This window comes from Kitasatospora sp. GP30, assembly GCF_029892145.1.
GTDB classification, from domain to species: Bacteria; Actinomycetota; Actinomycetes; order Streptomycetales; family Streptomycetaceae; genus Kitasatospora; species Kitasatospora acidiphila.
Genome location: NZ_JARZAH010000002.1, coordinates 171,060 through 195,506 on the forward strand (window position 1 = coordinate 171,060; position 24,447 = coordinate 195,506).

Here is a 24,447-nt window from a genome sequence, read left to right on the forward strand (position 1 = left end):
GGCCGGTGCCTGCCGCATCACACCGGAGGTGCAGTCAGGTACATCCGTGGGATGACCTGCGACGACGGTTACATCCCAAGCGGGATGACCGGCGGGGCCAGGCCCTTCTAGCGTCGTGCCATGACCACTGACCACAAGCTGACGGCGGTGTCGACCCCCGGAGCGACCGGGGGCCGGGACACCGTGGTGCGACTGTCCGACGTCCACAAGGAGTACGGCGACACCAAGGCGCTGGACGGCCTCGACCTGGAGATCCGGGCCGGCGAGGCGGTCGCCGTGATGGGGCCCTCGGGCTGCGGCAAGTCCACCATGCTGAACCTGGCGGCCGGGCTGGACCGGGCCACCGCCGGCACCGTCGAGGTGCACGGTCAGGACCTGGGCGCGCTGGACGAGACCGGCCTGGCCCTGTTCCGGCGCCGCCACATCGGCATGATCTTCCAGTTCTTCAACCTGATCGACGACCTGCCGGCACTGGACAACGTGGCGCTGGCCGCCCAGCTCACCGGCGTCTCGGCCCGGCAGGCGCGCCGCCGCGCCCTGGAACTGCTCGACGAACTCGGGGTGGCCGACCGCAAGGACGCCTATCCGGCGGTGCTCAGCGGTGGACAGCGCCAACGGGTCGCGGTGGCACGGGCGTTGATGAACCGGCCGGCGCTGCTGCTGGCCGACGAGCCGACCGGGGCGCTGGACAGCCGCTCCGGGGAGCAGGTGATGGACCTGCTGATCGACCTCAACCAGATCGGGCAGACGCTGCTGATCGTCACCCACGACCCGCAGTTGGCCCACCGCTGTGCCAACCGCCTGGTCGAGGTCGCCGACGGCCGGGTGGCCCGCGAGACCATGCTGGAGCCGAGCGCATGAGCATTCGCGACACCAGCTGGGTTCGCCTGCGTGACGTCCGTACCGAGTGCAGCGAGGTGGGCGCATGAGCGCGGTGTGGCGGGCCTCGCGCGGCGCGGTGCGGCGGCGCAAGTTGCAGACCACCGTGATCGGACTGGTCGTCTTCGGCTGCACCGTGACGGTGGTGCTCGCGCTCTCCGTGCTCGCCGTGACCAGAGCGCCCTTCGACGACGCTTTCGGCAAGCAGCGCGGCGCCCATGTGGTGGCGAGCTTCAACGCCGCCACCACCACGCCGGCGCAGTTGGCCGGCACCGCCCACCGACCCGGCGTGCAGGCCGCCGCCGGGCCGTTCGCCGAGACGACCTTGGAGATGCCCGGCGACTGGCTCGGCTACGCCCCCGGCTCCATCACCGTGGTCGGCCGTGCCGATCCGGGCGGGCCGGTGGACCGGGTCGAACTGCGGGCGGGTCGCTGGGCCACCGGGCCCGGCGAGATCGTGATCGAGAACAACGACTTCTCCGGCGGCCAGCTGGGCGTCAAGATCACGCCCAAGGGGATGCCGCCACTGACCGTGGTCGGCTGGGCCGCCAGCATGAGCCAGTCAGCCCGTGGCTGGGTGACCCCGGAGGAGATGGCCGCGCTGCATCCGACGGCGTACCAGATGCTCTACCGCTTCTCCGCGGCCGACACCGACCAGCAACTCCACGCCTCGCTTGGCACGGCCACTGCAGGTCTCCCGACCGGTGCGTTGGCCAGCGCGCAGACCTATCTGACGCTCAAGCAGCAGTTCTCGGCGGGGGCTGACTCCTTCCTGCCGCTGCTGACCGCCTTCGGGGTGCTCGGCCTGGTGATCGCGGTGCTGCTCGTCGGCAATGTGGTGAGCAGTGCGGTGGTCGCCGGCTTCCGGCACATCGGGGTGCTCAAGGCGATCGGCTTCACCCCGCGCCAGGTGGTCGCCGTCTATCTGGGCATGCTCCTGGTGCCCGCACTGGCCGGGGCGGTGCTCGGCAGCCTGGTCGGGGCCGCGTTGGCGGTGCCGTTCATGAATGTCGCGTTCGCCGGTATCGCCACCGGCACCGCCGACGTCACGCACCCGGTCCTCTGGGCGCCGCTCAGCTGTGTCGTGGGCATGCCGGTGCTGGTCGCGCTCGCCGCCCTGGTGCCCGCGCTGCGTGCCGGGCGGCTCTCCGCCACCCGGGCGATCGCCGCCGGCAGCGCGCCGCGGGCCGGGCGCGGGCTGCGGGTGCAGCGGGCGCTCAGCGGGTCCGGGCTGCCGCGCGCCGTGAGCCTGGGCCTCGGCCAGCCGTTCGCCCGCCCGGCCAGGACCGCGCTGACCATGGCCGCCATCGTGCTCGGTGTCACCGCGGTGACGCTGGCCACCGGGCTGAGCAGCACCATCCTCGCCGCCGGTCGGAGCGGATCGCCGCCGGTCGGCACCGGGGTCGAGGTGGACCTGGGGCAGGCCACCGACCGCCAGCAGGAACCCAAGCTGAGCCCGGACGAGATCGAGGCCCGGCTGCGCGCCCTGCCCGGGACCAGGCTGCTGACCCGCCGGTACCTGACCCTGGTCAGCATGACCGGATCCAGCCAGTCGGTGTACGCCGACTTCTACGGCGGTGACGACTGGCAACGGGAGGCCAACGTGACCGTCGGCCGTCTGCCCACCGGGCCGAACGAGGTGGTGGCCGGGCCGGCCTTCCTGGCGCAGCACGGGCTGCACCTCGGCGACCGGGTCACCCTGGAACTGGCCGGGCGTCAGCTGTCGGTGGCCATCGTCGGCGAGCCGCTGGAGGGGAACGCCAGCGTGGTGACGTCCAACTGGCAGACGGCGCTCGACCTCACCCCGCAGCCCCGGGTCAACTCCTACGAGGTGCGCATCGCACCGGGCACGGACAGTGCGGCCTACGCCAAGGCGGTTCAGGCGATCGATCCCGGGCTCTACCCGTCCGTGCAGACGCCGTCCGGCGCCACGGCCCCGACCGTGTCGGTGGTCGGGTTCACCACGGTGTTCAGCATCCTGCTCGGCAGCGTCGCGGCGCTCGGCGTCTTCAACACCGTGCTGCTCACCGTGCGCGAGCGGCGGCGGGAGTTGGGGATGCTCAAGTCGATCGGCATGACGCCACGTCAGGTCGTGGCGATGACGCTCACCTCGGTGGCCGGGCTCGGCCTGGCCAGTGCGGCGATCGGCGTGCCGCTCGGGATCCTGGTGCACCGGCTGATCGTGGACCACATCCCGATCATGGTGTTCTCGGAGGCCATGAAGGACGTCTGGCACGTGCCGCAGCTGATCGGCCTCGCGCTGGCCGGAGTCGGTATCGCCCTGCTCGGCGCCCTGGTGCCGGCTCGCGGTGCGGCCCGGCTGCCGATCGCCGAGGCGCTGCGCACCGAGTAGCGCCCGGTTGCCGCCCCGTGCGGTGCCGCCACGTCGAACGCGGCGGCACCGCACGGGAGTTGTGGCGTCAGCAGCAGCCGCCAGTGTTGCCGCCGGGCGGCAGAGCAGCGGAGAGCCCGGCCTGCGCCGGCGCCTTGGGCTTGCCGCTGTCGGACGCCCAGGCGGCCCCGCCTATGACGAGCGCCAGGCCGCAAACGGCCCCGACTATGGCAGCGACGATCTTGTTCACGTGCTGGTCCCCCCAGTGACGATCCGGTAACCGACGGTCAGTCGACTACTAAAGTGACGTAGTACGTGGCTCGATGTCAAAGGGTTCAGTGTGCTTCCTGTTGCGGATTGTGCTCAGGTCGTCCCGCCGCTACGGCTGCGCGTCGTACTCCTCGCGGGCTTGCGCCACCTGGGGGAGGTTGGCGGTGGCCCAGTCCGTCAGGTGGGCGAAGACCGGGGCCAGGCTGCGGCCGAGCTCGCTGATCTCGTACTCCACACGCGGCGGCACCTCGGGGTGGTAGGTGCGCACGATCAGGCCGTCGCGCTCCAGTTGGCGCAGCCGCTGGGTGAGCACCTTGGGGGTGATCGAGGCGATCCGGCGCTGCACCTCAACGAACCGCTGGCGACCGTGCGTGTGCAGGGTCCACAGGATCGGTGTGGTCCAGCGGCTGAACACGATGTCCACCACCGGCCCGATCGGGCAGGCGAATTCCGGACCGCTCGCCGCGTCGTTCTCCATTTCCACGCCAACTCCCCTTCGGCATAGTCACTTTCCTCTAGGTACCTACTATATCGATGCTGTTAGCGTCCTCCCGTTGACCGAAACGGCCCGCAACGGGGCTGATCAGCATGGGAGTTGCAAAGATGATCGTGGTGACCGGAGCGACCGGTAACGTGGGCCGACCGCTGGTGGCGGCGCTGGCCGAACGGCGGGCCGGGGAGGTGGTCGCGGTGTCCCGCTCGGCGGCCCCGCAGCCCGCCGGGGTCCGCCACCAGGTGGCCGACCTGGCCGATCCGCAGAGCCTGCGGTCCGCGTTCGAGGGCGCCGAGGCGCTCTTCCTGCACGACGGCGGTGCCGGCGGGCAGGCCCAGCGCGCCGCCGGCATCCTGGCGTCGGCCAAGGCCGCCGGGGTGCGGCGGGTGGTGCTGCTGTCCAGCCTCGGCGTGGTGACCCGGCCCGACTCCCCCTCGCACGGCGGCGTGATGCGCGCCACCGAGGAGGCGGTGTACGCGTCCGGCCTGGACTGGACGGTGCTGCGGCCCGGCGCCTTCGCCTCCAACGCCTTCGCCTGGGCCGAGTCGGTGCGCACCCGGCGCACCATCGAGGCGCCGTTCGGTGACGTGGGACTGCCGCTGGTCGACCCGGCCGACATCGCGGAGGTGGCGGCCGTGGCGCTGTGCGAGGACGGACATGCGGGCCAGGCCTACGAGTTGACCGGTCCGGGGCTGAGCGCGCCGCGCGAGCAGGCCGCCGTTTTCGGTGAACTGCTCGGCGAGCCGGTGGAGTTCGTCGAGCAGACCGAGGAGCAGGCCCGGGCGCAGCTGCTGCGGTTGATGCCGGAGCCGGTGGTCGACACCACCCTGGCCATCCTCGGTGCGCCCACCCCGGCCGAGCAGCGGATCAGCCCCGATGTCGAGAAGCTGCTCGGCCGCCCGGCTCGGCCCTTCGCCGACTGGGCGCGGCGGAACCTGCCCGCGTTCCGCTGACGGGCGGGCCCACCGGAACCTGCCCGCTTTTGACGGGCGGGCCCACCGGAGCCTGCCCGCTTTTGACGGGCGGGCCCATCGGAACCTGCCCGCTTTTGACGGGCGGGCCCATCGGAAAATCGCTCGGCCCGGGCTGCCGTCGGCCCCTAGCATGCGGCGATACCTGGCCCAAGCCCCGAGAGGAAGTCCCACCGTGACCGAGGTCCTTGCCGCGATCAGCCTTGCAGAGCACGCCGTGTCGGCCGCCATGGCCCGCGTGCTGCCGCGCGAGCTGGCCGAGCGGGACCCGCTGGTCCGACCCTCCGAGCACGCGGACTTCCAGTCGAACGTGGCGCTGGCGCTGGCCAAGCCGGCCGGGCTGGCGTCCCGGGAGCTGGCCCAGGGGCTGGCTCGGGAGTTGGCGGCGGACGGTCCGCTGGCGGTGGAGCTCTCCGGCCCCGGGTTCCTCAACCTGGTGCTGGCGGACGCTTGGATCTGGCAGCAGGTCGAATCCCGGCTCGCCGACCCCCGGCAGCGGCTCGGCGTCGGCGAGCCGCTGACCGGCACCCGGTTCGTGGTCGACTACTCCGGCCCGAACATCGCCAAGGAGATGCACGTCGGGCACCTGCGGACCAATGCGATCGGCGACTCGCTGGCCCGGGTGCTCGGCTTCCTCGGCGCCGACGTGGTTCGGCAGAACCATCTCGGCGACTGGGGAACCAACTTCGGCATGCTGATCCAGTACCTCGTCGAGCACCCCGAGCTGAACTGGCGGCAGGCCGACCCGAGCGGGCAGGTCTCGGCGCTCGACGCGCTCTACAAGACGTCCCGCCAAGCCTTCGACGGCGACCCCGAGTTCGCCGAGCGGGCCCGGCTGCGGGTGGTGGCGCTGCAGAGCGGCGAGGCGGCCACCACGGCGGTCTGGCAGGAGCTGGTGGCGGTCTCCACCGAGGCATTCCAGCAGCTCTACGACCGGATGGGCCTGCTGCTGACCCCGCAGGACATCGACGCCGAATCCCGGCACAACGCGGAACTTCCGGACCTGGTCCAGGAGTTGGTGGATGCCGGGATCGCAGTGGAGAGCGGCGGCGCTTCTTGCGTATTCTTCGACGACATCACCGGGCCCGAGGGGGAGCCGGTGCCGCTGATCCTGCGCAAGCAGGACGGCGGTTACGGGTACGCGGCCAGCGACCTGGCCACCATCCGGCACCGGGTCGACGAGCTCGGCGCCGACCGGATCCTGTACGTGGTCGACGCCCGGCAGGCGATGCACTTCCGGATGGTCTTCGCCACCGCACGGCGGGCCGGCTGGCTGCCGGAGCACGTCGAGGCGGTGCACGTGCCCTTCGGCACCGTGATGGGCCCGGGCGGCACGCCGTTCAAGACCCGGTCCGGTGACACCGTGCGGCTGGCCACGCTACTGGACGCGGCGGTCGCGGGGGTGCGGGAGGTCATGGCAGACAAGCCGCACGACCTGACCGGCGACGAACTGGAGCAGGTGGTGCAGGCGGCCGGGATCGGCGCCGTCAAGTACGCCGACCTGTCCACCTCCAGGGCGAAGAACTATGTGTTCGACATTGAGCAGATCGTCTCGCTGCAGGGCAACACCGGTGTCTACCTGCAGTACGCGCACGCCCGGGTGCGGGCCATCCTGGCCAAGGCGGGCGCTGCTCCAGCGGACGAACTGCCTTCGGTGGACCCGTCGTTGCCGCTGCACCCGGCCGAGCGGGCGCTGATCCTGCTGCTGGACGGCCTGGACGCCGTACTGCGCGAGGTCGCCCAGGAACTGGAGCCGCACCGGCTGTGCGGGTACCTGTTCTCGCTGGCGAAGGCGTTCACCGAGTTCTACGGCGCCTGCCCGGTCCTGAAGGCCGACACCCCCGCCCTGCGCGCCAACCGGCTCGCGCTCTGCCGGCTCACCGCCGCCACCCTCGCCCAGGGCCTCGCCCTGCTGGGCTTGCGGGCGCCGGAGCGGATCTAGCGCTGTGCGGCGACAAGGGGGCTCCCCTGCCGAGGGGTTCGGCGGGGGAGTGCCCCTTTTCCGGTGCGATGCACGGGGTTCCCCCGCCGAGGGGGTTCGGCTGGGCAACACCCTTTTGGCGTTATGCATGCTTGGCGGTCGCCCGTTCGACGAGCGCCACGGCGAGCACCCCGGCAGCCAGTACCACCACGCCGGCGCCGGAGAGGGTGCTCATGGTGCCGAGGACGGCGACGCCCAGGGCTGAGCCGGCCTGGCGGATGCCGTTGAGGGCGCCCTGGCCCGTGGCGGCCAGCTCGGTGGGAGCGGCGACGGCCATCTCCGCCGCGGCGCTGGGGATGGAGAGGGTGCCGGCGGCGGCCAGGGCGAGTTCGGCGACCAGCACCAAGGCGAGCGGCGGGTGGTGGCCGGTGGCGGACAGGAGCAGCAGGCCGGCCAGCACGGTGGCCGACATGCCGGCCAGCAGCACCGGGCGGGCACCGTGCCGGGCCACCAGGCGGCCGGTGAAGAAGGGCATCACGCAGACCGGCAGGGTCAGCGGCAGCGAGGCCAGCCCGGCGTCGAGCGGCGAGAGCCGGTAGGTGTGCTGCAGCCACAGGTCCAGCAGGTAGAGGCCGCCGTAGAAGGCGAAGCAGGAGACGGCGCCGGCCACCAGGGCGGCCCGCACCCGGGGCAAGGCCAGCAGGGACGGCGGCAGCACCGGCGTGGCCACCCGGCGCTCCACCACGGTCAGTGCGGCGAACGCCGCCACCGCCAGAGCCAGCGGCACCAGGGTCAGGAGCGAGCCCCAGCCGGACACCCCGGCCTCGACCAGCCCGAAGGTCAGTGCGCCCAGGGCACCCGTGGAGAGCAGCAGGCCGGGGCGGTCCAGGGCGCGCGCTGCCTGCCGGGGCGGGGTGGGTAGCAGGCGGGACAGCGCCAGGGCGCCCAGCGCGATCGGCGGTGCGGCCAGGAACACCAGCCGCCAGCCGCCGAGTTGGACCAGCAGCCCGCCGAGCACCGGGCCGCCGGCCGCGCCCAGGCCGCTGAGGGCGACCCAGGCGCCGATCGCCCGGGTGCGGCGGGCCGGGTCGGGGTTGAGCGCGATCAGCAGGGCCAGAGAGGCGGGCACCAGGCCGGCCCCCGCGGCGCCGAGCAGGGCCCGGCCGGCGATCAGGGAGCCGACCTCGGGCGCGGCGGCGCACAGGGTGGAGAGCACGGCGAAGGCGGCGAGCGCGGCCCGGTAGACCCGGCGCGGGCCCCAGCGGTCGGCGAGCACGCCGGCGGCGAGCAGCAGTCCGGCGAAGACCACGGTGTAGGCGTCGACCGCCCAGGGCACCGCGGCCGGGGCGGGGTGCAGCGAGTGCTGGAGGTCGGGCACGGCGACGTTGAGGATGGAGGTGTCGAGCAGCACCAGGAGGTTCCCGGCCGCGATCCCCGCGAAGGCGAGGCGGGACCGGCGCGGTGACGGTGCGGTGGGTTGGTCGGTGGGGGAGGGGCGGGTTTCCGAGGTCAGGGCCTTGGTGGTCATGGCAGTCACCCTCGCCGGAACGACCCCGCTCCGGCGACGCCCAAAGTTCGATGGCCCCATCGGAGAATCCGATGGCCCGTCAGTAAGCTTGTCGCCATGGACCTCCGCTACCTGCGCGCCTTCGTGGCAGTCGCCGACCACGGCGGCATCTCGGCCGCCGCCCAGCAGCTCGGCTACGCCCAGTCCAGCGTCAGTGCGCAGCTCAAGCGGCTTGAGGCGGAGCTCGGGGCGGCCGTGTTGCTGCGGGTCGGCACCGGAGCCATCCTCACCGAGGCCGGCCGGCGCCTGCTGCCGCACGCCCGGGAGGCCCTGGAACTCGACGAGCGGATGCGGCGGGCGGTGCTCGGCGAGCGACCCAGGCTGCGGATCGGTGCCCAGGAGTCGCTGGCGCACGCCTGGCTGCCGGATGTGCTGGCGGCCTTCGAGTACGGCGCGGGCGGGCCGGACACCACCGCCGAGGTGGACCTCAGCGTGGGCAGCAGGACCAAGCTCGATGCGCTGTTCACGGCCGGGGAGCTGGACGTGGCCTTCCAGTACGACGCGGGGGTGCGCGTCCTCGGGCCGTCCGCGGTGGTCGGGCATGACCGCACGGTGCTGGCCGCCGGGTCGTCCCATCCACTGGCACGGGTCGGCACGGTGACGGCTGAGCAGCTGCTGCGGTACGAGTTCCTGGTGGCCGAGCCGGGGTGCACCTCGGAGATGCTGGTGGACCGGTTCGGCCGCGACCTGCTGGTGGGGGCCCAGGTCGCGATGGTGACCGGCTCGCTCGCCGCACTGCTCCGGCTGACCGGGCACGGCCGCGGGGTCACCCTGCTGCCGGAGATGGCGGTCGCCCGGGAGCTGGAGAGCGGCGAGCTGGTCGAGCTGCCGCTGGCCGAGCAGGTCCGGCCGGTGAGCATCGTCGCCAAGTGGCATCCCCGGCTGGGGCTGGCCGACGGCCCGCTGCGCGCCCTGCTGGAGGTGGCCCGCCGGGCCGATCCCCTCCCGGAGCCGGCGCTCCGGGGCAGCGAGGCCTCCCAAGTCTCCTGACTGACACGGGGATCGGGCACCCATGCCTCCCGAGTCTCCTGACCAAGGGCCCCCAGTACCCAGGCCGCTCAAGTCTCCTGACCGGCAGAGGGACTCAGGCGCTCGGCCCGCGCAAGCCTCCTGACCGGCCAGGTCCTCCGGCGGCTAGACCTTCAAGCGGTCAGTTCCTCCGGCGGTCAGTTCCTCCGGCGGTCAGTTCCTCAAGCGGTCAGTTCGTCAAGCAGCCAGGCCCTCAAGCGACCATCCCCTCAAGCCGCCAGGGCCAGCGCCGGCCGCCCGGCTGCCAGGCCGGCCGGCTGGCGGCGGCGCAGCACCAGGGCGGCGCAGACGGCGGCCAGCGGCAGCTCGGCGCCGGCCGCCATGGCGAGCGCGGCCCACAGGTCGCTGTCGGCGGCGGAACTGCCGATGTCCCAGCAGGCGTCCCCGACGAGCAGCAGGGCCGCCCCCGCGGCGAACGGGCGGTGCAGCCCGCTGCCCCGGTGCAGCAGCAGCGCCGTGCCCGCCAGGCAGACCGCCTCGCCGAGGTCGAGCAGCACCCAGCCGGTCGCATTCCGCAAGGTCAGCGCCAGCACGGCCATCCACGGCAGCAGCGCCAGCGCCGCACCGCCGAGCACCCGCACCCGCCACCGCATCGAGACCTTCACCGCGCCCACCGTGCCGCCCCCCGTTCCCTAAGTCCGTAAGTTCCTGAGTCCTTGAGCCCTGAGTCCCCGCCGACTCCGTGACCGCCCGTCAGACCAGCCGGGCCGGCCGCAGCCGCTCGATGCCGCCGTCCGCCCGCCGGGCCATCACCGCCAGCGCCGGCCCGCTCGTCCAGGCCAGCCAGAAGCCGCCCGCCAGCACCACCGCCTCGGTCTGCTCCCAGCGCGCCCGCACCCGGGTCTGTGCGAAGGCGACGTCGGGCGCCGAGCCGTCGGCCGCCAGCCGACCCCAGGCGAGGCCGCCGACGCGGGAGCGCCGAGCGCCGCGCAGCACCTCGGAGTTGAGCGAGCTGGCGACCAGGACGTCTATCAGCTCACCCGACTCGTAGACCTCGAGGGCGGGGCGGCCCGCCTGGCCCGCGACCGCGCGCACCGACCACGGGCCGCCGATCGGACCGACCGGCATCGTCGACTGCCGGAGCTCCCGCACCGTGTTCATCCCGTCTCCCCTGACGTGCTCGACCTGCGTGCTCGGACCGGCCGGAGCCGGTTCTCTGACACCAACAAGCTTTCCGTCTCCGGGCGCTGGCGTCGTTAGCCCTTGGGCCCGTCTTTGGGGTGTAGCTAGGTACACCCTCAGGAGTAGCCCCCGCACCCGTGCCCGGCCTCGACCAGGCCCTTTAAGCTGGCGCCGTGATCAGGACCACCAGTCGACTCCGGGAGCGGCTCCGCCAGGGCGCCGCGCACCCGAGCCTGGCCTGGGTGCGGGAGGCGGGCGAGCAGTACCGCACCGCGCCCAGCCCCCGGCCGCCGGTGCCGTGGTCCAGGGCGGCCGCCCACGAGGGGCTGCTGGTGGCCGCCGGGGCGCCGTTCGTGCTGCCCCTGCTGTTCCTGTTGACGATCGATCAGTTCTGGCTCTCCTGCACCGCCCTGATGGTGCTGTTCACCGGGTGGTTGTCGCGGGCGCAGCGCAGCCGGTTCCGCGCCCTGGGCGGGCTGGCCATTCCGGAGCTCCCGCCGGCCGCCCCGCCCGGCACGCCGTGGCCGAGGCGCCTGCTGGCCTGGTGCACCGCGGAGTCCAGCTACCGGCAGCTCGGCTACCACCTGGTGGTCGGCCCGCTGCTGACGCTGCTCGGGGCCGCGGCGCTGCTCGGCTGCGGCGCCGGTGTGCTGCTCAGCACGGTGATCGGCTGGGGCTGGATGATGCCGCGCGGCACCGCGGTGCGCGGCGGCGGCCAGACGCCGAGCGTGCTGATCTTCACGCTGATCGGCGGGGCCCTGCTGTTCGCCGCGCCCTGGCTGCTGGTGCGAATAGCCCGGATCGACCGCCGCGCGGCGCGGGCCCTGCTCGGCCCGAGCCGGGCCCGCGAGCTCCAGCAGCGGGTGGCGGATCTGGCCGAGAGCAGGGCCGGCGTGGTCGACGCGGCCGATGCCGAGCGCCGCCGGATCGAGCGGGATCTGCACGACGGCGCCCAGCAGCGGCTGGTCTCGCTGGCGATGAACCTCGGCCTGGCCCGCAAGACCCTCAAGGACGTGTCGCCCGAGGCGATGCAGGTGATCGTCGACGCCCATGAGGAGGCCCAGGCCGCCATCGCCGAGCTGCGCGACCTGGTCCGCGGCCTGCATCCGGTGGTGCTGGAGGACCGCGGGCTGGATGCGGCGCTCTCCGGCATCGCGGCCCGCGCCCCGCTGCCGGTCCGCCTCGACGTCCGGCTGGAGCGGCGGATGGCGTCCACGGTGGAGGCGGTCGCCTACTTCGTGGTCTCCGAGGCGCTGGCCAATGTCGCCAAGCACGCCCAGGCTTCCCGGGTGGACCTGTCGGTCAGCCAGCTCGGCCCCACCCTGCGCATCGTCATCACCGACGACGGGATCGGCGGCGCCGACCCCACCCGCGGTACCGGTCTGGTCGGGCTGCGCAAGCGCGCCGCCTCGGTCGACGGGACGCTCACCATCAGCAGCCCCCTCGGGGGCCCGACCGTCATCACTGTGGAGTTGCCGTGCGAGCTGTGATCGCCGAGGACTCGGTCCTGCTACGGGTGGGCCTGGTCAAGGTGCTGGAGGCGGTGGGCTTCGAGGTGGTGGCCGCCGTCAGCGACGCCGAGGCGCTGCTCGCCGCCGTCGAGGAGCACCAGCCGCAGGTGGTAGTGACGGACGTGCGGATGCCGCCCGGCTTCACCGACGAGGGCGTGCGCGCCGCGCTGCTGATCCGCCGCCAGTGGCCCGAGATCGCGGTGCTGCTGCTCTCCCAGTACGTGGAGGAGCGGTATGCCGCCGATCTGCTGGCCTCCAACACCAGCGGCGTCGGCTATCTCCTCAAGGAGCGGGTGGCCAACGTCGACGACTTCGTGGACGCGTTGCAGCGGGTCGCGGCCGGCGGCACCGCGCTGGATCCGGAGGTGGTGTCCCAGCTGCTGGTCCGCCGGCACCGGGATCCGCTGGAGCGGCTCACCCCGCGTGAGCGCGATGTGCTGAAGCTGATGGCCCAGGGCCACTCCAACACCGCGATAGCCGAGTCCCTGGTGGTCAGCGACAGCGCGGTGGCCAAGCACATCAGCAGCATCTTCACCAAGCTGGAGCTGCCCACCGCCGACGCCACCCACCGCCGGGTGCTCGCCGTGCTGCGGTACCTCGGGGAGGGCTGAGCGTGACGGGGGAGTACCGCCGCTGGCGCGCCGTCGGCCTGCTGGCGGCCGCGCTGCTGATGGTGCTCGGCGCCGGCCAGACCTGGCACCTCGTCGCCCAGCAGGCGGGCGTCACCAACTACGTCTACCAGAGTCAGGTCACCGCCCTGGAGCTGACGCTGGAGAACGCCACCGCCCGGATCATGCCCAGCCCCGACGGCGCGGTCACGGTCAACCAGATCGACCACTGGACGCTCAGCCGCCCGCGGATCACCCGCGAACTGGACGGCACCGTACTGAAGATCGCCATGCACTGCCCCGGCGTGGTGCCGATCGGCTCGATGGGCTGTGCGGCCACTTTCGACATCAGGGTGCCGTCCACCGCCGCGGTGACGCTCAAGGGCAGCAGCACCGACACCACCATCAGCGGCCTGTCGGGTGACCTCAACCTGAGCGCCACCTCCGGCTCCTTCCAGCTGACCGACGTGTCGGGCCGGCTGACCGCCCAGGTGACCAGCGGTTCCGTGACCGGCAGCGGGATCGCCTCGGCCGAGGCGAGCGCCCGGGTCAGCTCCGGGTCCGCCGATCTGACCTTCGCGGCCGCGCCGCACCGGCTGACGATGGCGGCCGCCTCGGGGTCGCTCCGGGCGGCGCTGCCGCGCGGCACCGGTTACCGGCTGGCTGTCGCCATCGGCTCCGGCGGCCGGGACGTCGACCCCGCCCTGGACAATCCCTCCTCCACCAGCAGCATCACCGCCAGCGCCGACTCCGGCTCGGTGACGCTGCGGCGCATCGGCGGCTAGGGCCGCTCTGATGGAGCATGCCGGGAGCACGACGCCGAAGCACGCGCGCCCGGCGGCGTCGGCCGCAGGCGTCACCGCGACCTGATCGACAAGAGAGGCCCTGGGCGGCCAGGCGGGGCGCTGCGCCAGGTGGGGGACAATGGAGAGTCCCGTCCACCGAATCCGCCGAGGTCCGCGCATGACGACCACGTCCGCTCCCGCCGCCGTTCCCGCGGCGGCGCCGCTGTCGATCGGCCCGCTCCAGGTCTGGCCGCCGGTGGTGCTGGCGCCGATGGCGGGCATCACCAACGCCCCGTTCCGCACCCTGTGCCGGGAGCAGTCCGACGGCCGCGGCCTGTTCGTCAGCGAGATGATCACCACGCGGGCACTGGTCGAGCGGAACGCCAAGACCATGCAGCTGATCCAGTTCGACCCCAGCGAGAAGCCCCGGTCGATCCAGCTCTACGGCGTGGACCCGGCGACGGTCGGCAAGGCGGCCCGGATGATCGCCGAGGAGGATCTGGCCGACCACATCGATCTCAACTTCGGCTGCCCGGTCCCCAAGGTGACCCGCAAGGGCGGCGGCTCGGCCCTCCCCTACAAGCGCAACCTGCTGCGCGAGCTGCTGCGCGAGGCGGTGGCCGGGGCCGGCGACCTGCCGGTGACCATGAAGATGCGCAAGGGCATCGACGACGACCACCTCACCTTCCTGGACGCCGGCCGGATCGGCGCCGAGGAGGGGGTGTCCGCGATCGCGCTGCACGGCCGCACCGCCGCCCAGCACTACGGTGGCCAGGCCGACTGGTCGGCGATCGCCCGGCTGCGCGAGGCAGTGCCCGCGCACATCCCGGTGCTCGGCAACGGCGACATCTGGTCGGCCCCCGACGCGCTGCGGATGATGCGCGAGACCGGCTGCGACGGTGTGGTGGTCGGCCGCGGCTGCCTGGGCCGGCCGTGGCTCTTCAAGGACCTGGTCTCGGTCTTCGAGGGCGTTACCGACCCGGTCCGCCCGAGCTTCGCCGAGGTGGCGGCCACCATGGTGCGCCACGCCCAGCTGCTCGGTCAGTGGATGAACGACGAGCACCGCGGCGTGGTGGACTTCCGCAAGCACGTGGCCTGGTACACCAAGGGCTTCTCGGTCGGCTCGCAGCTGCGGGTCAAGCTCGCCATGGTGAGCTCGCTGGCCGAGCTGGCCGAGCTGCTGGCCGAGGTGGACCAGGAGCAGCGCTGGCCCGACTCGGCGGACGGCCCGCGCGGCCGCACCAGCGGCAACGGCCGGGTGGTCCTGCCGGACGGCTGGTTGGACGATCCGTACGACTGCGCCACTCCCAGCATTGACGCCGAATCGGACACCTCTGGCGGCTGAGTTATACGGGACGTAGAAATAGGCCGCCGACCCCGCTGGGACGGCATGGCAGAGCCCTCTTGGCCAATCTGGCCAAGAGGGCTCCTTTTTGGCAGATCTTCATCACTCTCGGCAAGCAAAACGGCGCGTTGCGCGATGATGTGACGAGTTTCCATACGTACGATGAGCGAGCCGCGTCCGTGACTCTTGCCACACGGAGTTGCGACTGACGGTCAGTCAGGGGTGCCGAAGACGCCATGATGTCCAAATCGCCTTCCGAACGGGCAGTGGTGCGGATCCGGCCCGCTGGCTGCAGGAAATCAAGCCGGGGAAACACGGCGGTTCGCCTGCCACTACCCTCTGTCCGGGCTATGTGATCTTCGGGTGTCCATGCGTTCAATTCTTGAATGGTCGCTAGCGTCAGCCGGACGATTTCAGCAACAAAGGTGAACGGCTTCACAAGCTTTTGATCTCGGGGGTAACACGAGGCTCCGGGGATCGGACGGCCTATCGACGGCGCGCAGCAGCCTTCGATCTGGGTATGTTCTCCGGCGTCAGGGCAACCCCGTGCGAGGAGACCGACCCGTGGCGGCGACGCAGAAGTTTGTTTACTCCTTCACCGAAGGAAACAAGGACCTCAAGGACCTGCTGGGCGGCAAGGGTGCCAACCTCGCCGAGATGACCAACCTCGGTCTCCCGGTTCCCCCCGGTTTCACCCTCACCACCGAGGCCTGCAAGGTCTTCCTGGAGACCGGCGCCGAGCCGGCCTCGCTCAACGACGAGGTGAGCCGACACCTGGCCGGCCTCGAGGAGCAGATGGGCAAGAAGCTCGGCCAGGCCGACAACCCGCTGCTGGTGTCGGTCCGCTCCGGTGCCAAGTTCTCCATGCCGGGCATGATGGACACCGTCCTCAACATCGGCCTGTCCGACGCCTCGGTGGCCGGCCTGGCCGCCCAGTCCGGCAACGAGCGGTTCGCCTGGGACTCCTACCGCCGCCTCGTCCAGATGTTCGGCAAGACCGTGCTGGGCGTCGACGGCGAGCTCTTCGAGGAGGCGCTGGACGAGGCCAAGCACGCCAAGGGCACCACCAACGACCTGGACCTCACCGCCGAGGACCTCAAGGCGCTGGTCGAGACCTTCAAGGCGATCGTGCTGCGCGAGACCGGCAAGGAGTTCCCGCAGGATCCGCGCCAGCAGATGGACCTCGCCATCCACGCCGTCTTCCACTCCTGGAACGGCGACCGGGCCCGCCTCTACCGCCGCCAGGAGCGCATCCCCAACGACCTGGGCACCGCGGTCAACGTCTGCACCATGGTCTTCGGCAACCTCGGCGAGGACTCCGGCACCGGTGTCGCCTTCACCCGCGACCCCTCCACCGGCGCGCCGGGCGTCTACGGCGACTACCTCTCCAACGCCCAGGGCGAGGACGTGGTGGCCGGCATCCGCAACACCCTCCAGCTCGCCGACCTGGAGCAGCTCGACAAGAAGTCGTACGACGAGCTGATGGCGATCATGCAGAAGCTCGAACTGCACTACCGCGACCTGTGCGACATCGAGTTCACCATCGAGCGCGGCAAGCTGTGGATGCTGCAGACCCGGATCGGCAAGCGCACCGCCGCCGCCGCGTTCCGGATCGCCGTCCAGCTGGTCGACCAGGGCCTGATCGACCTGGACGAGGCGCTGCACCGGGTCACCGGCGGCCAGCTCGCCCAGCTGATGTTCCCGCGGTTCGCCCCCGAGTCCACCTCCAAGCAGATCGCCCGCGGCCTGGCCGCCTCGCCGGGCGCCGCGATCGGCAAGGTGGTCTTCGACTCCTACACCGCCGTCAAGTGGTCCCGCTCCGGCGAGAAGGTCATCCTGGTCCGCCGCGAGACCAACCCGGACGACCTGGACGGCATGATCGCCGCCGAGGGCATCCTCACCTCGCGCGGCGGCAAGACCTCGCACGCGGCCGTGGTGGCCCGCGGCATGGGCAAGACCTGTGTCTGCGGCGCCGAGGAGCTCGAGGTCGACACCAAGCGCCGCAAGATGACCACCGCCGGCGGCCTGGTCATCGAGGAGGGCGACGTCGTCTCCATCGACGGCGGCACCGGCAAGGTCTACCTCGGTGAGGTACCCGTGCTGCCGTCCCCGGTGGTCGAGTACTTCGAGGGCACCCTGCACGCCGGCGCCGACGTCCAGGGCGGCCTGGTGCAGGCCGTGCACCGGATCATGTCGCACGCCGACGGCCGCCGCCGCCTCGCGGTGCGCGCCAACGCCGACAACGCCGAGGACGCGAACCGGGCCCGCCGGTACGGCGCCCAGGGCATCGGCCTGTGCCGCACCGAGCACATGTTCCTCGGCGAGGAGCGCCGCAAGGAGGTCGAGCACCTGATCCTGGCGGACAACGACAAGGACCGCGAGCAGGCCCTCTCCACCCTGCTGCCCCTGCAGAAGGGCGACTTCGTCGAGCTCTTCCAGTCGATGGACGGACTGCCGGTCACGGTGCGGCTGCTCGACCCGCCGCTGCACGAGTTCCTGCCCGACATCACCGAGCTCTCGGTCCGGGTGGCGCTCGCCGAGGCCCGCAAGGACCCGAACGAGAACGACCTGCGCCTGCTCCAGGCGGTGCACAAGCTGCACGAGCAGAACCCGATGCTGGGTCTGCGCGGCGTCCGGCTCGGCCTGGTCATCCCCGGCCTGTTCGGCATGCAGGTGCGCGCCATCGCGGAGGCCGCGGCCGAGCGCAAGCTGGCCGGCGGCGACCCGCGCCCCGAGGTGATGATCCCGCTGGTCGGCACCGTCCAGGAGCTGGAGATCGTCCGCGAGGAGTGCGAGCGGGTCCTCGCGGAGGTCGCGGTTTCCACCGGCGTCCAGCTGGACATCAAGCTGGGTACCATGATCGAACTTCCGCGGGCCGCCGTGACGGCCGGTCAGATCGCCGAGGCCGCCGAGTTCTTCTCGTTCGGGACCAACGACCTCACCCAGACGGTGTGGGGCTTCTCCCGCGACGACGTGGAGGCCTCGTTCTTCACGGCCTACCTGGAGAAGGGCATCTTCGGGGTCTCCCCGTTCGAGACCATCGACCGGGACGGTGTCGGCTCGCTGGTCAAGCACGCGGTCAAGGAGGGCCGGGCCACCCGTCCCGACCTGAAGCTCGGCGTCTGCGGCGAGCACGGCGGTGACCCGGAGTCGGTGCACTTCTTCCACGAGGCGGGGCTGGACTACGTCTCCTGCTCGCCCTTCCGGATCCCGGTGGCGCGACTGGAGGCCGGCCGCGCCGCCATCGAGACTGCGGGCAGCGACTCGCGCTGACCCGCATCCCCCTCCGACGGGGAGGGGCGTCCGTCGGTGCTCGGCGCAGGAGAACCGCCGGACGTAACGCGGCCGGGTGGAGTGGACAACGGCGTCCGCTCCACCCGGCCGCGTGCCATGTCGGGCCGTTCCGGCCCCGGGCCGCCGAGCTGCTCCAATCGAGTGAGGGTCGGCACCCTGCTGATCATCGGACCGCCGCCGACCGGCAAGCTGGAGCCCATGACCAGCCGTCTCCGCGTGATCGCCGTCGCCATCGTGCTCTGCTGCGCCGTCGCGGCCGCCGCGGTGTACGCGGTGACGACCCACCAGACTCCCGCCGCCCGCCCCACCGGCCAGGCGCTGCCGACCACCGCGGCGGGCGGGGTCTGCCGCTCCAAGCTGCCCGGCCAGGCCCAGGACACCATCGGCCTGATCGCCAAGGGCGGCCCGTTCCCGTACCGCACCGACGGCGTCGTCTTCGACAACCGGGAGAGCCGGCTGCCCAGGCAGCGCGGCGGCTACTACCACGAGTACACCGTGGTCACCCCGGGCGCCGGGGACCGCGGCGCCCGTCGGATCGTCACCGGCGGCACCGGCGAGGAGTACTGGACGCAGGACCACTACGCCAGCTTCCAGCGGATCGACCCGGCCTGCTGACGCCGGGTCAGCGGGCCCTGGTCCAGGTGATCCGGTGGTACGGCCCGTGCGGTCCGGTGGCCAGCAGGGTGCGCAGCTCGCGGACGATCGGCCCGGCGTCGGCGCGCAGCTGCTGCGGCGTCGCCCGGACCACGGGCAGCCGCGCCGCCTGCAGCCGGTTGCCCCGGGTCAGGGAGCGCTCGTAGTCGGCGGGCCGCAGGTGCCAGGCCCGCGAGTCGATCTCCAGCGCCACGCAGGCCTGCGGCCAGAACGCGTCCGGCACCGCGAGGAACCGCCCGTCCAGCAGCAGCACCGGGTTCCACAGCGGCTCCGGCAGCCCGCACCGCCGCAGCAGGTCGCGCGCCTCGGCCTCGGCGATCGAGTACACCCCGCAGGTCAGCTCGTCCGCCACGTGCTGCACGTGCGGCAGTGCCACGCCGGCCGCCGGTCCGCCGAGCAACCGGGCCAGCAGATCGGCCCGGTCGCAGTGCCGCCCCTGCACCGCCTCCGCGCAGAGCGCCCGGAACTGCCGCCCGCCGGTCAGGAACAGCGCCGAGTCGGCCAGCGCCCGGGCCACCCCGACGCTCCACAACCCGTCGTCACGCTCCACCCCGGCCGGCATGCCGCCCACCCGGCTCGGCGCCCGGTGCACCCGGACGAAGTCCCGGCTGGCCACCCGCCGGCCGCCCGGGATCAGCACGTCGACGACCTCGACGTCCGCCGGATGCCCGGCACTGGGCAGCCCCGCGTCCGCCAGCACCGCCAGACCGGTCAGCAGCACCGAGCCGGGTTTGGGTCGCTCGCCCTTGGGCGCCGCATAGCTGAGCGCGGCCCGCAGGCGCTGATGCGGGGTCAGCCGCCCGCTCTGCAGGCAGATCACCCGGGGCAGCACCCGCTGCCAGGGCCCGCCGGGCCGCAGCCGGTGGGCGATCGTCCCGGAGGGCACCCCGTGCTCGATCAGCTGCGCACGGGTCAGGATGTGCTGCTGGTCGGCGCCGAGCAGCCGGACGGCCTCGAGGGCGGTCATCGCAGTCATGGCGGGGTGGTGCCCCGCCGGTCCGTGGGTATGCGAAAGGTCCCCCGCAGGGGGTCAGCCCGGCTGTGTGTTGACTTCGGCGACTGCGACGGATTCGACGCCCGGATGGCCCAAGCCCCGGACTCCGGCGACCCGTCAGGCGGGGATCAGCGGACCGGTGGGTCTGACGCACTCCTGGTCGAGTTCGCGCCCCATGCCCCGGCCGATCCCCCGGTCCGGCGCGCTCGGCGAGGTGGCCGCGGCGATCCGCAGCTCGATGATGTCCCGCACCGCCGGCCACTCCTCGGCCAGGATCGAGTAGAACGCGGTGCTGCGCACCACCCCGTCCAGGCCCCGGCTGTGCGCCCGCCGGACCCCCTCGGGGGTGGCGCCGAGCCGCTCGATGGCCGCCCGGGAGCGCAGGTTGCGGGCGTCGGCCCGCAGCGAGATCCGCTGCACGCCCCAGGTCTCGAAGGCGTGGCGGAGCATCAGCAGCTTGGCCTCGGTGTTGATCCCGGTGCCCTGGGCGTGCCGGGAGAGCCAGGTGCGGCCGATCTCGGCGGCATCCGGCACGGCGGTGGCCGGGTCGCCGACCGGGCCGGCCGGCAGCGGAGGCCAGACCACCGGCCCCTGCCAGTAGTCCAGCTCGAGGAACCGGGTCGAGCCCACCACCAGGCCGTCGGACGCCCGCACGGTGGCGAACGCCAGCGACCGGCCGGCCGCCAGGTCGGCCCGGGCGGCGGCGATGAACTCCAGCGCACCGTCCAGCCCTTGCGGGACGGCGGTGAAGCCGAAGGTCGAGCGGTCCTCGGCCGCCGCGGCGGCCAGGCCTTCGGCGTGCTGCTCGGTGAGGGGCTCCAGCCGAACGGTACGGCCGGTGAGGGTGACTGGTGCAGGCACGGAACCTTCGATCCTTCGGCAGTCGGAGGGACCTCGCGCCCAGCGTGCGGGCGGTTGGAGGCAGGTCGCCCCGCCCGATGCGGTCCGCTCAACCTGGGTACGCCGGAGCCTCGGTCGTACGTCGGGTGGCAGCGGCCCTCGGGCGGGCAGCGCGGTGCCGGAGAGCCCGGTTGGCATGAACCGGTCCGGCGAGGAGGTGCGGGGGGACAGTGTGCGTCCGCGAGATGGCCGAAGAGGGAATGAGTGCGCGAAGGGAAGCAGGCGGCCAGGTGAAGGCAAGGTGTGATTCTGGGGCTGACCGTACACGTTCGGGACGGCGGCCTACGGCGTGACAGACGACGTGGCGACGGCGCGACGATGCGGGGCAGCGAGAGGACGATACATGTCGATGCCGCCCGCGTCACTTCGCGGCGCGCCAGCCGGGTGCGCCGCCCTGCCCCGACTGGCCCAGCGGTGCCGTCTGAGTCACTCGATCGCCGTGCTGACCTGCGGTGATGCCCGGTCGGCGGAAGAGGCGTGAACAGTACCGGTCAATGTCATCCGAAGGGCCGGGGCGGTGTCGGGAATGTCAGCGCCCTGCGGCACGCTGGTGTGTGTGACCGACAGGCAGGACCGACGAGAAACGGATCGGGTGCGCGGTGCGTGATCCCAAGGAGCTGTACGAGCTGGAACCACACGGTGTGGCGGCGCTGGAGGCTGCCCGCGCCGGGCTGGTGGACGGTCCGGTGCTGCTCTACCAGTTCGATGGCTTCATGGACGCCGGGGAGGCCGGCGGCCAGGTGATGGCCCACCTGCAGGAGCAGGGCAGCCCGCTGGTGGTCGCCCGGTTCGACCACGACCGCCTGGTCGACTACCGGGCCCGCCGCCCCGCCATGACCTTCGACCAGGAGAGCTGGGTCTCCTACGACCCGCCGGAGCTGCTGGTGCAGCTCGTCCAGGACGCCACCGGTACGCCGTTCCTGCTGCTCACCGGCCCGGAGCCGGATGTCGAGTGGGAGGCCTTCGCGGCCGCCGTGGCCGAGTTGGTCGACGAGCTCGGGGTGCGCCTCGCGGTGGACTTCCACGGCATCCCGATGGGTGTGCCGCACACCCGCCCGGTCGGCCTGACCCCGCACGGCAACCGGCTGGACCTGGCCCCGGGCTACCCGCGCTGGTTCGAGCGGGCCCAGGTGCCCGGCAGTGCCCAGGCCCTGGTCGAGTACCGCCTGGCCGAGGCGGGGCACGACGTGCTGGGCTTCGCCGTGCACGTGCCGCACTACGTGGCCCGCTCGCCCTACCCGGCCGCCGCGGTGACGATCCTGGAGGCGGTCCAGGCCGCCACCGGCCTGGTGCTGCCCGGCAACGAGCTGCGCCAGCGGATCGCCGAGGTGCATGCCGACATCGAGGAGCAGCTCTCGCACGGTGACGGCGAGCTGCGCTCCGCGATCCGCGGCATGGAGGGGCAGTACGACGCGGTGGCCGGCGCCGAGAGCAGGGAGAGCCTGCTCGCCCAGGCCGCCGACCTGCCCTCCGCCGAGGAGCTCGGCCGCCAGTTCGAGCAGTTCCTGGCCGAGCACGAGCAGGGCGAGTAGGCGGGCCGGTTCGGCTCGGAACCATGCCGGGGGCACCGGGCGTTGGGCGGGGTGTGATGCGTCGACCGATGGGCCTGGGGCTCGTGCTGGTGCTGCTCGCGCTGGCCGGTTGTACGGCCGGCGGCGGGCGGCCCGCGCCTGCCGGTGCGTCGGGGAGCGCGCCACCCAGCGCCAAGGCCCGCGCCTGGGTGCCCGGCGGGCCCTATGCGGCCCTCGGCGACTCCTACACGGCCGGGCTGCAACTGCAGCCGGCCGGCGGCGGCCCCAAGGGCTGCGGCCGGTCGGCGGCCAACTATCCGTCGCTGGTCGCCCAGGGCCTCGGCCTGACGGGCGGCCAGTTCACGGACGTCAGCTGCACCAGCGCCACCACGGCCGACCTGACGGGCGCCCAACAGGTCTCGGGCGGTCCGAACCCGCCCCAGCTGGACGCGCTCAATGCGCAGACCAGGCTGGTCACGGTCGGCATCGGCGGCAATGACGGGGGCTTCACCAACGTCTTCACCGAGTGCGCGGAGCAGGGGCTGCTCCACCTGGTGGCGGTGGCCAAGGACCAGGCGCCGTGCAAGGCCCACTACACCGCCGCCGACGGCAGTGACCAGCTGAGCGGCGTGCTGAAGACGGTGGGCGACCGGGTCTTTGCGGTGCTGCGCCAGGTGGCCCAGCGGTCGCCCCAGGCCAAGGTCTTCCTGGTCGGCTACCCGGCGCTGCTGCCCAGCGATCCCGCCTCCTGCGGCGGGCTGCTCGGCGACACCGTCAGCAAGGGCGATCTGGCCTTCCTCGCGGAGCAGGAGCAGCGGTTGAACACCGTGCTGCGCGACCAGGCGGCGGCCGCCGGCGCGGTCTACGTGGACACCTACGCGCCCACCCAGGGGCATGACATGTGCGCCGGGCAGTCGGCCCGCTGGGTGGAGCCGCCGCTGCCGGCCGGTGGCATGGCACCGCTGCACCCCAACTTGGCCGGGCAGCAGGCGATGGCCGCCGCGGTGCTGGGGAGCATCCGGGCGGCCCACTGACCGGCGGTCCGCGCTACGGCTTCGACCAGTCGGTGCCGAGTGCGATCGCGGTGAGCTGGTCCGTGGTCAGGGCCAGCGGGCCGCCGGTGTAGGTGTAGCCGTTGGGGCCGTTCCACTCGGCGACCGTCACCCGGGTGCCGGCCGTGGTCAGGGTGTCCACCTGGGCGCCGTGCGTGGTGGCGGTGTCGCCGGAGCCGTTGGAGTCGATGCTCACGCTGGTCCCGCCCTGGGCGTGGGTGAGGTTGCCGTGGGCCCGAGCGCCCTCATCGAAGGCCTTCTGGATGGTGTCCGGGGCGAGCTTGCCGAAGCCGGGCAGCACGGTGATGCTCACCATGCTGGTCCGCCCGTTGAGCGTGACGGCCAGGTGGCCGGTGCCGGGGGTGACCTGCTTGCTGGTGTCGACCACCTTGGTGGCCTCGGTCGGCAGCAGCCGGGTGGCTGCGGCCACCACCTGCTCCGGCGTCGGCTCGGGCCCGATCTTCGGGTCCGTGGCAGTGAGCTTGGCGACCGATGGCGCCCACATCGGGCTTGCCGCCACGGCCGCCAGCTGGTCGTCGGTCAGCAGCCGGTCCTCGGGGTGGGCGATGGTACGCGGTGGGGCCTCGCTGATCCGCAGCTGCCGCCCGTCGGCACCGGTATAGACCACTGCCGTTCCCTCCGGCGTGTCCGCGGGCTGCCGCTCCACCACGAGCACCGAGCCGTCCGGCTGGGTGGAGCGGGAGCAGCCGGCGATCGGCACGGAGAACGGGTCGGGGCACTGGGTGCCGTTCGTCCACTGCGTGAGCGGCATCGGACGCCGGTTGGTGGCGATCTGCAGCCGGGCGGCGGCATGGCCGGTGTCGTAGTCCAGCGAGACGGCCGGCCCCAGCCCCGTGGCCAGACCGGAGTTGACGTCGCTGAACCGGCCCGGCGGCAGCAGCGAGCTGAGGGTGGCGAGCACGGTGTGCTCGTCGAGGGACTGGTCGGACACACCGCTGTGCGCAGTGGAAGCCGCGGCTGACACCGGCGCGGTCGCGCCGCCCGGCCGGAGCGCGGTGGCGGTCAGCCCGGCGGCCAGCAGCACCGCGGCGCCGCTCGCCAGCGCGGCCCGGCGCCTGGCCCGCAGCCGGCGGCCGCGCCGCTCGGCCGGATCGACCAGCGCGGCGCCCGGCACATCCGGCGCCAACTCGGCGGCCTCCCGCAGGACTTGGGTGAGGTTCTCGTCGAACGAAGGCATGGTGAAGCAAC

Annotated in this window: 21 protein-coding genes; 13 read left to right on the forward strand and 8 right to left on the reverse strand. The window is 72.7% G+C overall.

Annotation, left to right across the window (positions count from 1 at the left end):
- The first annotated feature begins 120 nt into the window (after nt 1-120).
- Both P3T35_RS04065 and P3T35_RS04070 read left to right on the forward strand, forming a co-directional pair.
- Entirely contained in the window at nt 121-861 is a 741-nt protein-coding gene (locus P3T35_RS04065; RefSeq protein WP_101380200.1) for an ABC transporter ATP-binding protein, read from the forward strand.
- Between the two features lie 64 nt (nt 862-925).
- A complete protein-coding gene (locus tag P3T35_RS04070) occupies nt 926-3,232 on the forward strand; it encodes an FtsX-like permease family protein (RefSeq protein WP_101380199.1) in 2,307 nt (768 codons plus the stop codon).
- 67 nt (nt 3,233-3,299) lie between these two features.
- On the opposite strand, the gene P3T35_RS04075 is transcribed toward P3T35_RS04070, so the two are convergent.
- The gene (locus tag P3T35_RS04075) at nt 3,300-3,461 is read right to left on the reverse strand and encodes a hypothetical protein (RefSeq protein ID WP_180356436.1); all 162 of its coding nucleotides are present in this window, start codon (nt 3,459-3,461) and stop codon (nt 3,300-3,302) included.
- Between the two features lie 129 nt (nt 3,462-3,590).
- Entirely contained in the window at nt 3,591-3,959 is a 369-nt protein-coding gene (locus P3T35_RS04080; RefSeq protein ID WP_101380198.1) for a helix-turn-helix domain-containing protein, read from the reverse strand.
- 125 nt (nt 3,960-4,084) lie between these two features.
- On the opposite strand from P3T35_RS04080, the gene P3T35_RS04085 reads away from it, so the two are divergent.
- Nucleotides 4,085-4,927 carry an NAD(P)H-binding protein gene (locus P3T35_RS04085; protein WP_101380197.1) on the forward strand — a complete coding sequence of 281 codons (843 nt, stop codon included), beginning with the start codon at nt 4,085-4,087 and terminating at the stop codon, nt 4,925-4,927.
- Nucleotides 4,928-5,120: 193 nt separating this feature from the next.
- On the forward strand, nt 5,121-6,887 hold the full coding sequence (argS, locus tag P3T35_RS04090; protein WP_280704221.1) for an arginine--tRNA ligase: 1,767 nt from the start codon (nt 5,121-5,123) through the stop codon (nt 6,885-6,887).
- 121 nt (nt 6,888-7,008) lie between these two features.
- Here argS and P3T35_RS04095 read toward each other — a convergent pair whose 3' ends face one another.
- Nucleotides 7,009-8,394 carry an MFS transporter gene (locus P3T35_RS04095; protein WP_101380195.1) on the reverse strand — a complete coding sequence of 462 codons (1,386 nt, stop codon included), beginning with the start codon at nt 8,392-8,394 and terminating at the stop codon, nt 7,009-7,011.
- 96 nt (nt 8,395-8,490) lie between these two features.
- Here P3T35_RS04095 and P3T35_RS04100 point away from each other — a divergent pair, with 96 nt between their 5' ends.
- Entirely contained in the window at nt 8,491-9,423 is a 933-nt protein-coding gene (locus P3T35_RS04100) for a LysR family transcriptional regulator (RefSeq protein WP_101380194.1), read from the forward strand.
- 248 nt (nt 9,424-9,671) lie between these two features.
- Here the strand turns inward: P3T35_RS04100 and P3T35_RS04105 are convergent, their stop codons facing one another.
- The gene (locus tag P3T35_RS04105) at nt 9,672-10,067 is read right to left on the reverse strand and encodes a hypothetical protein (protein ID WP_180356435.1); all 396 of its coding nucleotides are present in this window, start codon (nt 10,065-10,067) and stop codon (nt 9,672-9,674) included.
- Nucleotides 10,068-10,155: 88 nt separating this feature from the next.
- Entirely contained in the window at nt 10,156-10,563 is a 408-nt protein-coding gene (locus P3T35_RS04110) for a hypothetical protein (protein ID WP_101380193.1), read from the reverse strand.
- Between the two features lie 194 nt (nt 10,564-10,757).
- Between P3T35_RS04110 and P3T35_RS04115 the strand changes: the two genes are divergently transcribed.
- The 6 genes from P3T35_RS04115 to P3T35_RS04140 all read left to right on the forward strand — a co-directional run bounded on the left by P3T35_RS04115 (nt 10,758) and on the right by P3T35_RS04140 (nt 18,742).
- Nucleotides 10,758-12,074, forward strand: coding sequence for a sensor histidine kinase (locus tag P3T35_RS04115; protein WP_280704224.1), 1,317 nt, complete (start codon nt 10,758-10,760; stop codon nt 12,072-12,074).
- Nucleotides 12,062-12,706 (forward strand): response regulator transcription factor, encoded by a 645-nt coding sequence (locus tag P3T35_RS04120; protein WP_101380192.1) that lies wholly within the window; start codon nt 12,062-12,064, stop codon nt 12,704-12,706. The genes P3T35_RS04115 and P3T35_RS04120 overlap by 13 nt, the downstream gene beginning before the upstream one ends.
- Before the next feature lie 2 nt (nt 12,707-12,708).
- Complete coding sequence (locus P3T35_RS04125) at nt 12,709-13,488, forward strand: DUF4097 family beta strand repeat-containing protein (RefSeq protein WP_101380191.1); 780 nt, start codon at nt 12,709-12,711, stop codon at nt 13,486-13,488.
- A 178-nt stretch (nt 13,489-13,666) separates the two neighbouring features.
- Nucleotides 13,667-14,833, forward strand: a complete 1,167-nt coding sequence (gene dusB, locus P3T35_RS04130; protein ID WP_101380190.1) for a tRNA dihydrouridine synthase DusB — start codon at nt 13,667-13,669, stop codon at nt 14,831-14,833.
- Nucleotides 14,834-15,397: 564 nt separating this feature from the next.
- Complete coding sequence (gene ppdK / locus P3T35_RS04135; protein ID WP_101380189.1) at nt 15,398-18,106, forward strand: pyruvate, phosphate dikinase; 2,709 nt, start codon at nt 15,398-15,400, stop codon at nt 18,104-18,106.
- A gap of 219 nt (nt 18,107-18,325) precedes the next feature.
- Nucleotides 18,326-18,742 carry a ribonuclease domain-containing protein gene (locus P3T35_RS04140; RefSeq protein ID WP_101384988.1) on the forward strand — a complete coding sequence of 139 codons (417 nt, stop codon included), beginning with the start codon at nt 18,326-18,328 and terminating at the stop codon, nt 18,740-18,742.
- Nucleotides 18,743-18,749: 7 nt separating this feature from the next.
- On the opposite strand, the gene P3T35_RS04145 is transcribed toward P3T35_RS04140, so the two are convergent.
- Both P3T35_RS04145 and P3T35_RS04150 read right to left on the reverse strand, forming a co-directional pair.
- On the reverse strand, nt 18,750-19,748 hold the full coding sequence (locus P3T35_RS04145) for a hypothetical protein (protein WP_101380188.1): 999 nt from the start codon (nt 19,746-19,748) through the stop codon (nt 18,750-18,752).
- 144 nt (nt 19,749-19,892) lie between these two features.
- Nucleotides 19,893-20,636 (reverse strand): GNAT family protein, encoded by a 744-nt coding sequence (locus P3T35_RS04150; RefSeq protein WP_101380187.1) that lies wholly within the window; start codon nt 20,634-20,636, stop codon nt 19,893-19,895.
- A gap of 638 nt (nt 20,637-21,274) precedes the next feature.
- Here P3T35_RS04150 and P3T35_RS04155 point away from each other — a divergent pair.
- Nucleotides 21,275-22,207 carry a PAC2 family protein gene (locus tag P3T35_RS04155; RefSeq protein WP_101380186.1) on the forward strand — a complete coding sequence of 311 codons (933 nt, stop codon included), beginning with the start codon at nt 21,275-21,277 and terminating at the stop codon, nt 22,205-22,207.
- A 56-nt stretch (nt 22,208-22,263) separates the two neighbouring features.
- Entirely contained in the window at nt 22,264-23,220 is a 957-nt protein-coding gene (locus tag P3T35_RS04160) for an SGNH/GDSL hydrolase family protein (protein ID WP_180356433.1), read from the forward strand.
- Nucleotides 23,221-23,233: 13 nt separating this feature from the next.
- On the opposite strand, the gene P3T35_RS04165 is transcribed toward P3T35_RS04160, so the two are convergent.
- Complete coding sequence (locus tag P3T35_RS04165) at nt 23,234-24,436, reverse strand: hypothetical protein (RefSeq protein WP_101380184.1); 1,203 nt, start codon at nt 24,434-24,436, stop codon at nt 23,234-23,236.
- Nucleotides 24,437-24,447 lie beyond the last annotated feature (11 nt).